This window comes from Afipia sp. Root123D2, from assembly GCF_001425835.1.
In the GTDB taxonomy this organism is placed as follows: Bacteria; Pseudomonadota; Alphaproteobacteria; order Rhizobiales; family Xanthobacteraceae; genus Afipia.
This window is the reverse complement of the sequence record NZ_LMDP01000001.1, coordinates 510,009-523,883: the sequence shown is the minus strand read 5'-3', so window position 1 is coordinate 523,883 and position 13,875 is coordinate 510,009. Positions and strand designations below refer to the sequence as shown.

Annotated in this window: 10 protein-coding genes; 2 read left to right on the top strand and 8 right to left on the bottom strand. The window is 59.0% G+C overall.

Annotated elements, in window-relative coordinates:
- Window positions 1–702: 702 nt before the first annotated feature.
- Window positions 703–1,695 (bottom strand): UDP-glucose 4-epimerase GalE, encoded by a 993-nt coding sequence (gene galE, locus ASC80_RS02410; RefSeq protein WP_056292544.1) that lies wholly within the window; start codon window positions 1,693–1,695, stop codon window positions 703–705.
- A gap of 22 nt (window positions 1,696–1,717) precedes the next feature.
- On the bottom strand, window positions 1,718–2,044 hold the full coding sequence (locus ASC80_RS02405) for a VanZ family protein (RefSeq protein WP_056292542.1): 327 nt from the start codon (window positions 2,042–2,044) through the stop codon (window positions 1,718–1,720).
- Between the two features lie 261 nt (window positions 2,045–2,305).
- Here ASC80_RS02405 and ASC80_RS02400 point away from each other — a divergent pair, with 261 nt between their 5' ends.
- Entirely contained in the window at window positions 2,306–3,220 is a 915-nt protein-coding gene (locus ASC80_RS02400; RefSeq protein WP_082512378.1) for a metallophosphoesterase family protein, read from the top strand.
- Between the two features lie 71 nt (window positions 3,221–3,291).
- On the opposite strand, the gene ASC80_RS02395 is transcribed toward ASC80_RS02400, so the two are convergent.
- The 3 genes from ASC80_RS02395 to ASC80_RS02385 all read right to left on the bottom strand — a co-directional run bounded on the left by ASC80_RS02395 (window position 3,292) and on the right by ASC80_RS02385 (window position 9,272).
- The gene (locus ASC80_RS02395) at window positions 3,292–4,605 is read right to left on the bottom strand and encodes an HlyD family type I secretion periplasmic adaptor subunit (protein ID WP_056292539.1); all 1,314 of its coding nucleotides are present in this window, start codon (window positions 4,603–4,605) and stop codon (window positions 3,292–3,294) included.
- A complete protein-coding gene (locus tag ASC80_RS02390; protein ID WP_244487168.1) occupies window positions 4,605–6,620 on the bottom strand; it encodes a type I secretion system permease/ATPase in 2,016 nt (671 codons plus the stop codon). The genes ASC80_RS02395 and ASC80_RS02390 overlap by 1 nt, the downstream gene beginning before the upstream one ends.
- Before the next feature lie 99 nt (window positions 6,621–6,719).
- Window positions 6,720–9,272: an Ig-like domain-containing protein gene (locus ASC80_RS02385; RefSeq protein WP_156464232.1), complete on the bottom strand. Its 2,553-nt coding sequence runs from the start codon at window positions 9,270–9,272 to the stop codon at window positions 6,720–6,722.
- 774 nt (window positions 9,273–10,046) lie between these two features.
- Here ASC80_RS02385 and ASC80_RS02380 point away from each other — a divergent pair.
- Complete coding sequence (locus ASC80_RS02380) at window positions 10,047–10,823, top strand: FkbM family methyltransferase (RefSeq protein WP_082512376.1); 777 nt, start codon at window positions 10,047–10,049, stop codon at window positions 10,821–10,823.
- An 84-nt stretch (window positions 10,824–10,907) separates the two neighbouring features.
- On the opposite strand, the gene ASC80_RS02375 is transcribed toward ASC80_RS02380, so the two are convergent.
- From ASC80_RS02375 to ASC80_RS02365, 3 genes are read right to left on the bottom strand one after another with little or no spacing between them, the layout of a single operon-like run.
- Complete coding sequence (locus ASC80_RS02375) at window positions 10,908–11,678, bottom strand: class I SAM-dependent methyltransferase (protein ID WP_056292534.1); 771 nt, start codon at window positions 11,676–11,678, stop codon at window positions 10,908–10,910.
- Window positions 11,679–11,734: 56 nt separating this feature from the next.
- Window positions 11,735–13,039, bottom strand: coding sequence for an O-antigen ligase family protein (locus ASC80_RS02370; RefSeq protein ID WP_056292532.1), 1,305 nt, complete (start codon window positions 13,037–13,039; stop codon window positions 11,735–11,737).
- Window positions 13,036–13,785: a right-handed parallel beta-helix repeat-containing protein gene (locus ASC80_RS02365; RefSeq protein WP_156464231.1), complete on the bottom strand. Its 750-nt coding sequence runs from the start codon at window positions 13,783–13,785 to the stop codon at window positions 13,036–13,038. The genes ASC80_RS02370 and ASC80_RS02365 overlap by 4 nt, the downstream gene beginning before the upstream one ends.
- Window positions 13,786–13,875: the final 90 nt, after the last annotated feature.

The window sequence follows — 13,875 nt, the reverse complement described above, 5'->3', positions numbered from 1 at the left end:
CAAAAGCAGTCAGCGACATGGCTTTGCGAGCGACAACCGGTCTCCAAAATCATTGCCGCAGCATGCGACGCAAATCGTAACTCGTTTGAGTAAATAGCGAATAGCCATCGGTCTTGCTAACCTGACCTTCGCCTCTTTTTCTGGAGGGCGAAATGCATAGACAAACTCAATTACTGACAAATCATCGCAATACATCCCTCTGCACAGATTTCATATTCGGACCGTACTCGGATTTAAGACGGCGACTTCGCGAGATCGAAGATCTCCGCAAATTGGTGAACGCTGCAGAGCAACGTCTGGAAAACAGCCAACCCGCTGATACCCGGAGCGAGGCTGTCAAAGCCGATACATCCGAGTCCGAGCTTGGCAGTTCGGTCTGGCTAGGAGGGTGACGACTGCGGCGACCTGCCCAAACGCGACAGGCTTGAGCAGGCCGCCACAGCTTTGACATCACAGAAACATCCCATCGTTAGCGATGAGCCAAATGAGCAGGCCGCAGGCGTTCAGAACTGTGTGTACCAACTGCGACAGCATAGCGGTCTGCATCGACTGCAGCGAAGGCGCGCCAGCGTCCACGCCGGTCAAATGCGCCAACTGCGGGCATTCTCGCGGAACGCTCGGCGAGCTTCGAAAGATTGCGCGATTGCCTCACTCCGGTTCGGTCGTTTTGATGACGGGTGAGACAGACGGCCACCGCACGCTCTAGCGGTGTTTCGCAATACTCCGGTGCCAGCGCCACGCGGTGGCGATGATCGCATCCAGGCTTGAATGGGACGGCTTGAATCCCAGATCTCTGCGCGCCGCCGAAGGATCGGCAATCAACATCGGCGGATCGCCGGCACGCCGCGGACGATAGACCAGCGGCATGGTCAGTCCGGTTTCCCGGAAAATGGCGGACAGGACGTCCTTCACGGAATAGCCCGCGCCGGTGCCGAGGTTGTAGATCCCCCCGCCGTGGCCGCTCGCGAGCAGGCCCGCTCCCATCACATGGGCGGCGGCAAGATCCGACACGTGGATGTAATCGCGGATCGCCGTGCCGTCGGGCGTCGGATAATCGTTTCCGAAAATAGCGAAGTCGCCAACCTCCCCCTGCAGAGCCATGATCGCGCGCGGGATCAGATGTGTTTCCGGATCCCTGTCCTCCCCGATCTCCCCCGACGAATCCGCGCCACTGGCGTTGAAGTATCTGAAGCAGAACGACCGAAGACCGTAGGCCGTCCGGTAATCCGCGAGGATGTCCTCGATCATCAGTTTCGAGCGGCCGTAGGGATTGATCGGACTCTTGATCGCGCCTTCGGCGATCGGTTCGGAACTGGCGTTGCCATACACCGCACCGGTGCTCGAGAAGATCAGGTTCTGGCAGCCGGCGTCACGCATCGCACGCAACAGCGTGAGCGTTCCGCCAACGTTGTTCGTATAGTATTTGTGCGGATCGACGACGGATTCTCCCACCGCGCTGGCAGCGGCGAAATGCATCACCGCGACAAAGTCCTGCGTCCGGAAAACAGCTTCAAGGCTCTTCGGGTCCTGGACATTGCCCTCAACGGCAGGCCCCCATTTGACGAAGCTGCGATGTCCCGTCGAGAAGTCGTCGAACGCAACTGGAAGATACCCGGCCTCATGCAGGGCCTTGCAGCAGTGAGCGCCGATATAACCACCGCCGCCAGTTACCAGCACCGCGCCGCGTTGGGTCATCGTTCCCTACCTTAAAAAAAACCTAAGCCCGCTTCACAAAACGGGAAGCGACGACGCCAATGGACCCGCCCGCCAACTTGACCAGCAGATCGGGAAGCCGCCCATGCCGCCCCGGAACGACCAGTTGAAGCGACTCAAGCAAGACCGCACTGACCAGAACAATTGCAACGACGAAAATCATGTGGCGAGGATATGCGATGCCGAACAGCAGGCCGCTCACCGTAAAGGCCACAAGGTGCTCGAAGCCCGGTCCGGCAATATGAGGCCTCAGGCCCGGTGACGATAGCGTTGCGAAGGTAATGAATGCCAGACTGAGCCACGCAGCGATCACGACAAGCCTGTGAAACATGACCTTGGCTCAGACTCAGCGTTAGCAGGAAATGACCAATATATAACGAATTCTAGGCATCTTCCGCTATCCAACGCAAGCCGCAATCCCTCGCCGCTTCATTCACGGTCACGCCAGCGCGCATCGAAGCTGGAGATTCACAAAGCGATTGGAGCAATCAGGCGTCACGTTTAGGATAGCATCGCCTGCGTCGCTCAATACCGGCCGGGCTCCGGCTCATTCCCTATTTCATTTCGCTTCACGACGTTCAGGGTCGATATCGTGTGGAAGCTACCTTCGCTGCGCAGCGGCCGGCACCTTCCGAAAGTACCGGATGGCACACGGATCTATGCCATTGGAGACGTCCACGGCCGGGCCGACCTATTGGCGCTGGTCATGCAGCAGATCGAGATCGACATTCTGCTGCACCCAATTGCGAGGCCGATCGTGGTGTTTCTCGGCGACTACGTCGACCGCGGCCCAGCGTCGAAAGAGGTTCTCGACCTGCTCCTCGGCTCCCGCCAGATGCCGGAAATGGTTTTTCTCAAGGGCAACCACGAAGCCTTTGTCCTCGACATGCTCAGGAATTCCGCGCGGCTCGACGACTGGCGGCGATACGGAGGACTGGAAACGCTGATCTCCTATGGGTTGAAACCGCCCATCAATCCCACCGCGTCGGAGCAGGTCACGCTGGTCGACGCATTCGCAAAAGCTCTCCCGGAAACCCATCGCCGGTTTCTGGAGACGCTTCAAACTTCTTTCGACTGCGGCGATTTCCTTTTTGTCCATGCCGGCGTGCGGCCTCTCGTCCCGCTATCCGCCCAGACCGAACACGACCTGCTCTGGATTCGCGATGACTTTTTGAACTGGGACAAGAAATTCGAGAAAGTCATCGTCCACGGCCATACGCCGGTCGAAGAGCCGGATGTTCGGTTCAACCGCATCAATATCGATACCGGCGCGTTCGCGACCGGACGGTTGACCTGCATGACGTTTGATGCTTCCGACGTTATGCCGTTGATGGATGTTCGCGACTGGAGCCGGGATATCCCATGCATCGAGACGTCCAGTTCCGGACCGGACCGGTCGGGCCAAGACGCGGGTCCCGACATCGCGGATCTCATCAAGCGTCTCAGGGACGAGATAAGCACCTGCAGCCCGGACATGTTGGTCAGGCTGAATCCGCGACGGCGGTGATTTGAAAGCCGGAGCAGTGCGCGAGCATGGCGAGGCAAAAGCCGGTCCGGCGTTGCCCCGCCTGCTGGGTGTCAGTTTTCCTTGAAGGCCTTTGCGGCCTGATCACGCAACGGCTTCATCAGATACGACAGCGCCGTTCGGCCGCCTGTCTGGATGAAGGCATCCGCGGGCATGCCCGGAATGAGCTTGGCGCCGTTCAGGCGTTCGGCTTCATTCGGTTTCAACAGAATACGCGCGGTATAGTAACTCGCCCCCGTGCGCTGATCGACAGTCAAATCCGGAGAGACAAGGCTGACCTCGCCGTTAACTTCCGGCGTGGTGCGTTGATTGAACGCTGAAAAGCGCAGGATGGCGGTCTGGCCGAGATGGACGTGATCGATATCCTGCGGCGAAATCTTGACTTCGATCGCGAGCGCATCGGCGTCCGGAACGATCAGCATGATCTTTTCGCCGGGAGCAATCACGCCGCCGATGGTATGCACCGCCAACTGATGGACGCGGCCGTTCTGCGGCGCGCGGATGTCGACGCGATTTAGCTGGTCCATGGCTGCGATCTTGCGCTCGGCGAGTTCCGACAGCTTGGAGCGAACCTCAACAAGATCCTTGCCGACTTCGCTGCGAAGATCCTGACCGATCTGAATGATCTGCAGCTCGATTTCGGCGATCTTGCCCTTCGATTGGGCAATAATGCCGGCAAGCTGGCTGCGCTCGCCCTCGATCCGGGCGGCATCCCGCTCCAGTGCGGTCAAGCGCGTGATGGGAACGAGTTTTTTATCCCACAGGGTGCGCACGCCCTTGAGTTCTTCCTGGATGAACTCGACTTCCTTCTTCTTGGCTTCGACCTGTCCAAGATATCCCTGTATTTCGTCCCGCAACTGGGCACTGCGCTCCTGCAACTGCGACTTCTGACCGCCACGTGCCTGCCGGCGCAGCTTGAAGAGACTGCGTTCAGCGGCGACGGCACGCGCTGCATCTGAATTCGTCGCACGCGAACGCTCGATCAGCGTCGGCGGGAATACGATCTCGTCCATGTCATCGCGCTCGGCCTCGAGGCGCGCCTGACGGGCCAGAAAATCATCGACACTCTTGGTGATGATCGATGCGGCCGCCTTGGTCTGGGTCTCATCGAGCCGAACCAGAATGTCACCGGCCTTCACGCGATCGCCGTCGCGCACATGCAATTCCCCGACGACACCGCCGGTGGGATGCTGCACGGTTTTGACGCTGGAATCGACGACGAGAACGCCGGGCGCAATCACCGCGCCGGACAGCTCGGTGGTTGTCGCCCACCCGCCGACGCCGAAGGTGACGAGGAGCACAAGAACCGTGCCCAGCATCAAGTAACGCTGGATCGAATGCTCTGCCGAGTCGGAAACCGGGGCCATCAGGCTCTCCCCCCTTCACTCGCCATTCGCAGCGGAACCGGGGCGTGCGCCGGATTGTGCAGCACCTTCTTGAGCACATCATCCTTCCTGCCGAACGCCTGAGAGGTGCCGTCGGCAATGACCAGCACATGATCGACGCCATCGAGCGATTTGGGGCGATGCGTCACCACGATGACGATCCCCCCGCGATTTCGCACGCTGAGGATGGCGTTGGTCAAAGCCGCCTCGCCCTCGGAATCGAGATTGGAACTTGGCTCATCGAGGACAACCAGGAACGGGTTGCCGTAGAACGCACGCGCCAGCGCGATCCGCTGACGCTGACCGGCCGAGAGCGACATGCCGCTTTCGCCGATCCGAGTGCCATAGCCTTCGGGGAACGACAGAATAAGCTCATGCGCACCGGCGGCTCTTGCGGCCTCAAGTACGGCCGCGGGCGTCGCGTCCGGGTCGAAGCGGGCAATGTTGACCGCGATACTTCCGTCGAACAGTTCGACGTCCTGCGGAAGGTATCCGATATGTCGGCCAAGGGCCTCGGATGACCATTGATCGAGTGCTGCGCTGTCGATCCTGATCTTGCCGTTCAGATGCGGCCAAACCCCCACCAGCGCGCGTGCGAGCGATGATTTTCCGGAGCCGCTGGGACCGATGATTCCCAAGCCCTGACCACCGCTCAATCCGAAGGAGACGTTCTGCAGCACCGGCCGTTCCGCTCCCGGCGGCACGACGTGGATACGATCGACGCTCAATGACTGCGCCGGCGGAGGAAGCTCCATGGGCTCCTCCTCCTTCGGCAGAAGGATCAGAAGCTGGTCAAGCCGCCGCGCCGCCTGACGTGCCGCGGTGAAGCCTTTCCAGTTCGCGATGGCCAGCTCCAGCGGCGCAAGTGCGCGCGCCGTCAGAATCGACGCGGCAATGATGATGCCTGCGGTCGCTTCCTGATGGATCACCAGATAGGCACCGACGGCCAGAACCCCGGATTGCAGGATCATGCGGAAGACCTTGGACACTCCGCCAAGTCCGCTCGCCGCGTCATTGGCCGCCTCGTTGGCCGCCATGTAGTGCCTGTTGGCTTCGTTCCAGCGGTCCGCCGCGCGACGCCCCATGCCCATGGCCCGCAGCACCTCGGCATTGCGGCGGCCTTCGATCGCCAGCGCATTGCGCGACATCGCGAACTTCGCCGACGCCTTGGTGGCGCCGCGCGTCCGGGCTTCCGTCAGAATGGTGAAAAAGACCAGCACGCAGGCACCGACCAGCGCCACGACACCAATCCAGAAATGGAAATAGAAGCAGATACCGATATAAAGCGGCATCCACGGAAGATCGAAAAGCGCAGTCGGCCCGCCGCTCGCGAGGAAGGTTCGCACCTGATCCATATCGCGCATCGGCTGCATACCATCGCCGTCGCCACGCGTTTTCAGGGGCATGCGAACGACAGCATCGTACATCCGCGTGCCCAGGGTTTCCTCCAAGTGGCGTCCCACGCGGCCGCTCAGGCGCGTTCGCACAAGGTCCAACGCACCCTGGAAGATGTAGAGAATGATAGCGAGGCCGAGCAGCCCCAACAGCGTGGGAATGCTCCGGCTCGGCAGCACGCGGTCGTAGACCTGCAGCATGAAGAACGAGCCGGTCAGCATCAAGACGTTGCTCAAACCGCTGAAGACGGCGAGCCCCCAAAATGCGTGCCGAACAGACGCCAGAAAATTCGAAATCTCGGATCGGTCTTCGTTATAACGCACCACGTTGCGACGAGAGCGGCGCGAAAAGAAAAACGGCCTGATCCGCTCGAGGGATTCGCGAATACGATCGCGTGAACCAAGCGAGGCAAGAAGACGCATCGCATCCGTGGCGAAGGACCGGAAGCCACCGACGTACTCGGTTATCCGCGACAATCGCCCTGGGCCAGTTGCAGCTGCAGCTTCCTGAGTATCGAACGTTGGGCCGGATGCAGATGCCGTTCTAGCAGATTGCATTCTCTGAGGCGGAGGGATGGCCCTCCGCCGGCCAAATTCTACCATTGTTTTTGCCCCAAGGCTCTAAGTCAAAATGTACCCAAGAGCGGTTCTCCGCTCTTGGGTACCTCTGAGTTCTGGACTTTGGACCAGACGGTCTTCGCGTTAGGCGAAGTGGAAGTCCGTCTTGTCCAAGGCCGCCATCTTCGTATCCTTCAACGTCAGCGTATTGCCCCCGCCGGCATTGATAACAACGTCATGACCGCTCTGTGATGCATGAGACAGAACGTCCGCAAAGCTGTCGAACACGCTCTTGCTGATCTGAACAACGTCATGACCACGCCCCGAAGCCTGGAAGTCGGTGATGACATCCTTGCCGAAGTTCGGCGCGAACACGAAGGTGTCATGACCGCCATTTCCTTTCAGCAAGTCGTTGCCCGATGTGCTCTTGATCGTGTCGGAGCGGCTTGACCCAAGAACGGCACTGCCTTCACCAGCTGTGACGTGGCCGGAACCATCCTTGACCTTCATGGTAAAGGTGTGGACCGCATCGGAGACCGCGGATTTGGTGGAAACACTCCACGCCCCGTCGTCTCCTGCCTTGGCGGTTGCGACGCCACTGGCTTTGCCATTGTCGTAAATGGTGATCTGGCTGAACGGATCCGCAGTGCCCTTGAACCAGACACTGTCATTCCACTTCTGGTACATGCCGTTGAAGACAGAGTCCGCACCATGCGCGTCATGCGCATCCACCTTCACGTTGAGCGCGGCGGATGCCTTGCTCAGGTTTCCAGCGGCATCCATGGCTTTCGACGTGAAGCTGTGGTTGCCGTCCGCCAGCGAATCGGCAGCGTAGTTCCACGCTCCCTTGGCGTTGGCTGTCGCCGTGCCGACCTGCTTGTTGCCGTCGAAAATGCTCACCGTGCTGTTCGCTTCGGCCGTGCCGGTCAACGTCACATGATCGGAGCCGGCGACGCCCTTGTCGGCAACCTTGTTGCCATCCGAGGAGACCGACGCAATCTTCGGCGCGTCGGGCGCATGGGTATCGACCTTCACAGCAAGCACCGCGGAGGCGTCACTCATCTTGCCCGCTTTGTCGACGGTCTTGGCCGTCAGATTGTGGGCACCGTCTGCCAGCGCGGCAGTGGTGAAGCTCCACGCCCCGCTGCTGTTCGCAGTGGCCGTGCCAACCCCCTTGGTGCCATCGAACACCTTGACCACACTGTTCGCGGCGGCCGATCCCGTCAGCGTCAGGGTGTTGTCGCTGGTGATACCGTCACCCTTGGTACCGGTGTCGTTCGACATCGATCCGATTTTCGGCGCGGTCGGGGTGCCGGGGGTGCCCGGCGTTCCGGGATTTCCCGAGTCCGACGGAACGTTGACGACGACAGCCTTGGACGCAACGCCGGTGTTGCCGGCCGAATCCATCGCCTTCGAGGTCAGGCTGTGTTTGCCGGCTGACAGCGGAGACGTCGTGAAGCTCCAGGCTCCCTTCGCGTCTGCGGTCGCCGTGCCGATCTGCGTCGTGCCGTCGAACACCTTCACCACACTGTTGGCTTCGGCGGTCCCCTTCAGCGACGCAACGTTGGTGGCTGTCGATGTCGCGGCAGCCGCCTTCTCTGCAATGGCCGCAGCCATCGCCGACGAGGTGATCGTCGGCGCAACGGGAGCCGCCGTGTCGATCTTGATTGCAAGGGCGGACGAGGCGGTGCTGGTCTTGCCGGATGCATTGGTGGCGGTTGCCGTCAGGCTGTGATTGCCGTCAGCAAGAACACCTGTCGTGTAGCTCCAGGCACCGCTTGAGTTCGCGGTCGCAGTTCCGATCTGCTTGCCGGCATCCATGATCTTGATCGCGCTGTTTGCGGCAGCGGACCCGGTCACGGTCAGCGTGTTGTCGTTGGTGATGCCGTCTCCGGCAACGCCGCTGTCGTTGGAGAACGAGGCGAGCTTGGGCGCGTCGGGAGTGGTCGTCGCCGGGGGTGGCTCCGTAGTACCCGTACCCGTGCCGGGCGGCTGACCGACGGTCGTCAATCCATTCACCAGAGCAGCGCCGTCTTCGGCATTGCCCGTATAGGTCGGCGAATTGCTCTTGAAATAGGTCGACCCATACTGACCCGGCGAAATATGGTTGTTTGTGATCGTGACGCCGGTGATCGGATTGCTGTTGAAGCTGCCGTCCGAATAAATGGTGAAGCTGCCGCCGGCGAGCAGGTTGTTATCGACGGAGATGTTCTTGATCGCGCCAAAGTAGTTATCGATCATGATCGCACCGGCCGAGCCGTGATCATTAATGATCGTATTCTGGCTGATCTTCACATTCGAAATACCGCCATCGATCTGGATGCCGTCATAATGCGGCGCGCCAGCCGCCTGCAAATCGTGAATGTAGTTGCCTTCAATAACGGTGTTATTACCCTGGATGGTAATGCCGTTTTCAACGTTCGAGATATTGTTTCTCAGGAACGTGCCGTTACCCATGATGCCCTGGTTACCAGCACCGTCAAACGTGGAGCCTGTTCCGTCGATCGTGCAATCCTTGACCACCACGCCGGTCGCATTCGAAGCGATATTCACAACGGCATAGTCATTCGAGGTTATCTTGCAGTTCATCAACGTCACGTTGGACGCCTTGATATAGACCGTGCCGCGAATATCGAGACCGGAAATGACCGCTCCGTCCTGGGTGACGATAACGTCACCGGACTTCGTCAAGGTCACGCCCGCGGGCACACCTGTATTTGTAGCGTCTGGCCATCCATTTGCTGGTGTGGTTGCTGCCAAGATTAATTCTCCTTCGATCAGAACGTGGGGATGCAGCGTTTGCTCGATTCCAACTTTTCACTGCCAATGAGCAACGCCTGACCGCGCGACACAACGGTGCTGCACAGTGTTTTCGTATTGGTCGGCGACCGAGGGCTTTTTTGGGACAACATGGCGGCCCACCTGAGGTGATTTCTGCGGGCAGCGTCAAAATCCCTCCGCCGAGAATTCTGCATTGCGGTAATCCCTTTAATTAATTACCTCATTCGGGCTATGTTGCCCGCATGCTACATAAAACAAAAATTTTGCATTTGCAGTTTATGATTGCATCACCCTCTCACTACCCTCGATAAAACCAAAAAAACCGGCACGGGATAAATACAAACAAGAACATCCCCTCCTTTAATTTCCGATTCGCGGCCATTTGCGGCCCTGAGAGGTATGTCGTATCGCCACCAAACTAACGGCCAAGTCTTTAGCTGTTATTATTGCGATGTTTATTGTTTTATTGATTGCGAGGAGCTTGCTTAACACTGGGTTTTTTAATGCAAGACAATCCATTAGCCCGAAGGCTCAAACTAGCGATTCATTGAATTTTCGACAGGGAATCAGAAAAGGCACGAAAATGCCAACTGATTCGATGATTCAATGGGATATTATGTGGCGAAACAATTATCCTGGCAGCCAAGATACTGAGGCCAGACCAACTGTATTCTCGACGGGAGCAATCCGATGAGCGGGCCTGATGTGAAAAAGGTCCTCAGAACTGTCCAAGTCCAGTTTCCTGCGATGGTCGAAGCCAAATTCGCGCTCCACGACGCTTTCTTCCGTTCGACAGGGCTTCTCTACAAGTCGGACTACGGGGGGCTTCGGCACTTCAACCTGGACGGGAAACTGCTTCTCGATGTCGGAGCCAACCGCGGGCAAAGCATCACAGCCTTCAAAAATGCCGTTAAGGACCCGCAGATCGTGGCTTTCGAGCCGAACCCGAAATTAGCCGCCGCGCTCGCACGGCGGCACGCTGGCGATGCAAACGTCTCTATTATCGATAACGCGTTGTGCGAAACCGAGCAGGACATCATCCTGCACATGCCGTACTACAACGGCTTCATGCTCGATGGCCTCGCCTCGCTCAAGCTCGAGGAAGCGCGCGACTGGTCGAGCACTGAGCGGTTCTATTTTTTCAGCCCCGACAAGGTCGCGATCGAAACCTATCGGGTGCATGGCCGGACGCTCGACTCCTTCGGGCTGAAGCCGGCCCTGATCAAGCTGCACATTCAGCGCTCCGAGATCGAGGCTTTGAAAGGCGCAACCGATACGCTGAGAACGAGCCGGCCGGTCATCATGTCGGCATGGCCGTGGCCCGCGCTGGTCGACTATCTGGCTGCCAACAGCTACGCCTACTACGGCTACGTCGGTGGGCGTTTCGTACCGAACCACCGCAGTTATATGAACTGGTTTCTGCTGCCCGAGCATCGGGAACAGGTCGCACACCTGCTTTCGCACTGATCGCAGCCGCCCGGTTGCGATCAGTGTCGCGCGTGGCGGCTGGCTCAATCGAGCCATCGACTTCGATGGAGCCGGCTCCCGGCGTCAGGGCTTTCGGCAGAGAAAGACCTTCTCCCCGCGAATTAATCCGTATTTTGAAACCTCGGGCTCGACCGCGGTGTATTCCTCGACCTCGAAGTTCGCCTGGCGCAGGCGCTCGCGCAGATCGCTGCCAAAGAATCTGAGGTGATCGTGCTGGTTGAAGTACAGGATACGATCCTCGGTGGTCCGCTGCTTGCTGCGATCCTCGAACGTATCCTGCCATCCCTCGATCACCGGCGTCATCGCGATCAGCTGACCACCCTTGCGCAGGATCCGGTACAATTCAGGAATCGCCAGACTGTCATCGACATGCTCGAGAATATGACAGCACACGATCATGTCGAACTCACCGTCGTTGAGCTTGATGTTCTCGATGTTGATATCCAGGTCGGCGTCGCGTCCGCCGTACTCGCAGGTGACGTAGCGGCTCGGCTTCTTGGAGCGGACATAGTTCGCCAGCCCCTTTTCGGGCGCGAAATGCAGGATGCTCCTTCCCGAAAACAGATCGCGCTCCTTATCGAACAGCGCCAGCAGGCGATGCCGCTCGTGCGACAAGCAACGCGGGCACAGGGAATCGATGTTGATACCGAGAGACAGCGGATTGCCGTAGGCAAAGAACCGTCCCTTGTAACCGCAAACCGAACATTCCCGCGGAAATCGCCCGAACAGAAAGCGGATGGTGCGAAGGCCGTTGCGCAACGTCCAGACATACGGCCGCAGCCGGTCCTTGACGCTTGCTTGTGCTTCGTAGCTGCTGCTCGAATTGGCTGTCATGTTACGCAACCCTCTATTCACTGTTTCAACGCCCGCACGCCATGCGAGAGCGTGCTTCAATAGCCACTCCGGATTCGTCTCATCGCCTGTTCGCGAAGCGCTGCCCGCATGCCGATGCAGACGCCCCAGAAAATCCACATGTAGTTCCAGAAATGCACCGTTATGCCCGTGAACATGAACACCACGAGAACCAGGGTGAATGCGGTGGACATCCTGCTCAGATAGCTGGGCTGCCTTGCGATGCGGCGGTTGACCGGCAGGACCACCGATACGGTCAGCAAGATCATCAGCACGACCATCGGCACGCCGAAGCGCAGCGCGACGACCAGCCAGACGCTGTCAACGGTATGGTCGAGGATGTCGTCGTTGAACAGGCTGAAACCGGCGCCGAAGATCGGCTGCTGGGAAATCTGTGCCATCGCGGAATCCCAGATCAGGATACGGTAGTATCCGCTCTGCGGATCCAGGGTCAGGTGCGAAATAACCCAACCGATGGGATGGCGCGCAACAGCGAAGATGATCACAGTGCAGATGGCGATCGTGGTCCACAGAAGCGTCCATCGCCACGAATACTGCCGGAGCATATGATCGTATGTGTACGTCGCCGTGATGATGACGAAGCCCATCATCGCAGCCGAGGATTGCGACAGGAAGCAGCCAACGAAACAGACACCGACCCAGAAAAGGCGTTTGAGAGGATCGGATTCGGCATAGAACAATATGGCGGCAGCCAGCGAACAGAACGTTCCGAACAGGATGGGATGATCGAACGTCGCTTTCGCGCGGATCATGTTGCCACGGAACGTCGCATCGAACAGCGGAGCGCCCAGGAACGATGCAATCGTATCGTGAATGAGCCAGCGCCCTGACAAAGCGTCCAGCAGAGCCGCGCCGACAATGGCAAGCACAAGCAGCTTCAGGACCCGGACAAAGCCTTCGACGGTCATCGCTTCGACGAAAAAGGTTCGCGCGACCAGATAGCCGCCGACGAACTCGATGGCTTCCGCGACCGCTGATGTAAACGACTCCGAGGCTCCGGCAAAAATCGCGGCGACGACCATCCAGATGGCCAGAGCCAAGGCGACCAGATCGGATGGCAACAACCGACGCCGGCCGCCGAACAGCGTGACCAGAGCCGGCACCAGCAGCAGCATGATTCCAATTCGGCCGGCCGTGAACTTCGATCCGCCGATCGAAATCTGGATTTCCGCCGGCAAGATAATTCCGATCAGAATCAGCCACGCCGGCACAAGGCTCGGACGGCGGATCCGGCGAGGCGTCCCCTTGATCGCGTGAGCCGCCGCACCGCCCCGGCTAAACGGCATATGCGGAGGATTGAGGGAGGCGCTGTTGCCTGTCATTTCAGGACCATATCCGTCGGCCCCAGATTAAGCCTGCGAATCAGAAGTGCACCGTCGGTCCTGTTCCCGCGATAGATCGGAAGATTGTTCTTGAAGTACGTCGCGCCATACCGGCCGGGAGCGATACGATTATTGTTGATCGACACGCCGACGATCGGGTGGGTGGTGAAACTCGCATCCGAATAGATCGTAAAGCTGCCGCCTGCGAACAGGTTATCCTCGACAGTAATGTTGGAGATGGGCCCGAAATAGTTGTCGATCATCACGGCGCTGGCGGACCCGTGGACATTGATGATCGTGTTGTGGCGAATTTCGACGTTTTCGATGCCGCCATCGATCTGAATGCCATCGTAATGCGGCGTTCCCCCGGCTCGAAGGTCGTGAATGTAATTGCCCACGATCACCGAGTTATGGCCGAGGAGAGTGATGCCATTCTCGACGTTGAAGATGTTGTTGTTCCGGAACGTCCCCTGCCCCTGAATGCCCTGATTGCCTGTGCCGTCGAAGGCGGCGCCCGTGCCGTCGATGAGACAATTCTGAACGACCGCGCCGCTCACATGCGGTGCGATATCGACCACGGCAAAGCCACTGGACATCACCCGGCAATTCATCAGGGTCACGTTCGACGCCTTGATATAAACAGAGCCGCGGACATCGACGCCGGAAATCACCGTCCCCGGTTCGGTGACCACGAGCTCACCCGACGGCTTCAAGACCAGATCCTTCGGCGGTCCGGTGTTTGTCACGTCGGGCCATCCGGCCGGCGTCGCCTCACTGACGGCAGGATTTTGATCACCTTGCCCTGCTCCGCCTTGCGCAGCCACGGATGTCAGGCA

Excerpts from the sequence above, each read along its gene's own strand:
- galE (WP_056292544.1), bottom strand. The coding sequence starts at position 1,695 with ATGACCCAACGCGGCGCGGTGCTGGTAACTGGCGGCGGTGGTTATATC.
- ASC80_RS02405 (WP_056292542.1), bottom strand. The coding sequence starts at position 2,044 with ATGTTTCACAGGCTTGTCGTGATCGCTGCGTGGCTCAGTCTGGCATTC.
- ASC80_RS02395 (WP_056292539.1), bottom strand. The coding sequence starts at position 4,605 with ATGGCCCCGGTTTCCGACTCGGCAGAGCATTCGATCCAGCGTTACTTG.
- ASC80_RS02390 (WP_244487168.1), bottom strand. The coding sequence starts at position 6,620 with ATGGTAGAATTTGGCCGGCGGAGGGCCATCCCTCCGCCTCAGAGAATG.
- ASC80_RS02380 (WP_082512376.1), top strand. The coding sequence starts at position 10,047 with ATGAGCGGGCCTGATGTGAAAAAGGTCCTCAGAACTGTCCAAGTCCAG.
- ASC80_RS02375 (WP_056292534.1), bottom strand. The coding sequence starts at position 11,678 with ATGACAGCCAATTCGAGCAGCAGCTACGAAGCACAAGCAAGCGTCAAG.
- ASC80_RS02370 (WP_056292532.1), bottom strand. The coding sequence starts at position 13,039 with ATGACAGGCAACAGCGCCTCCCTCAATCCTCCGCATATGCCGTTTAGC.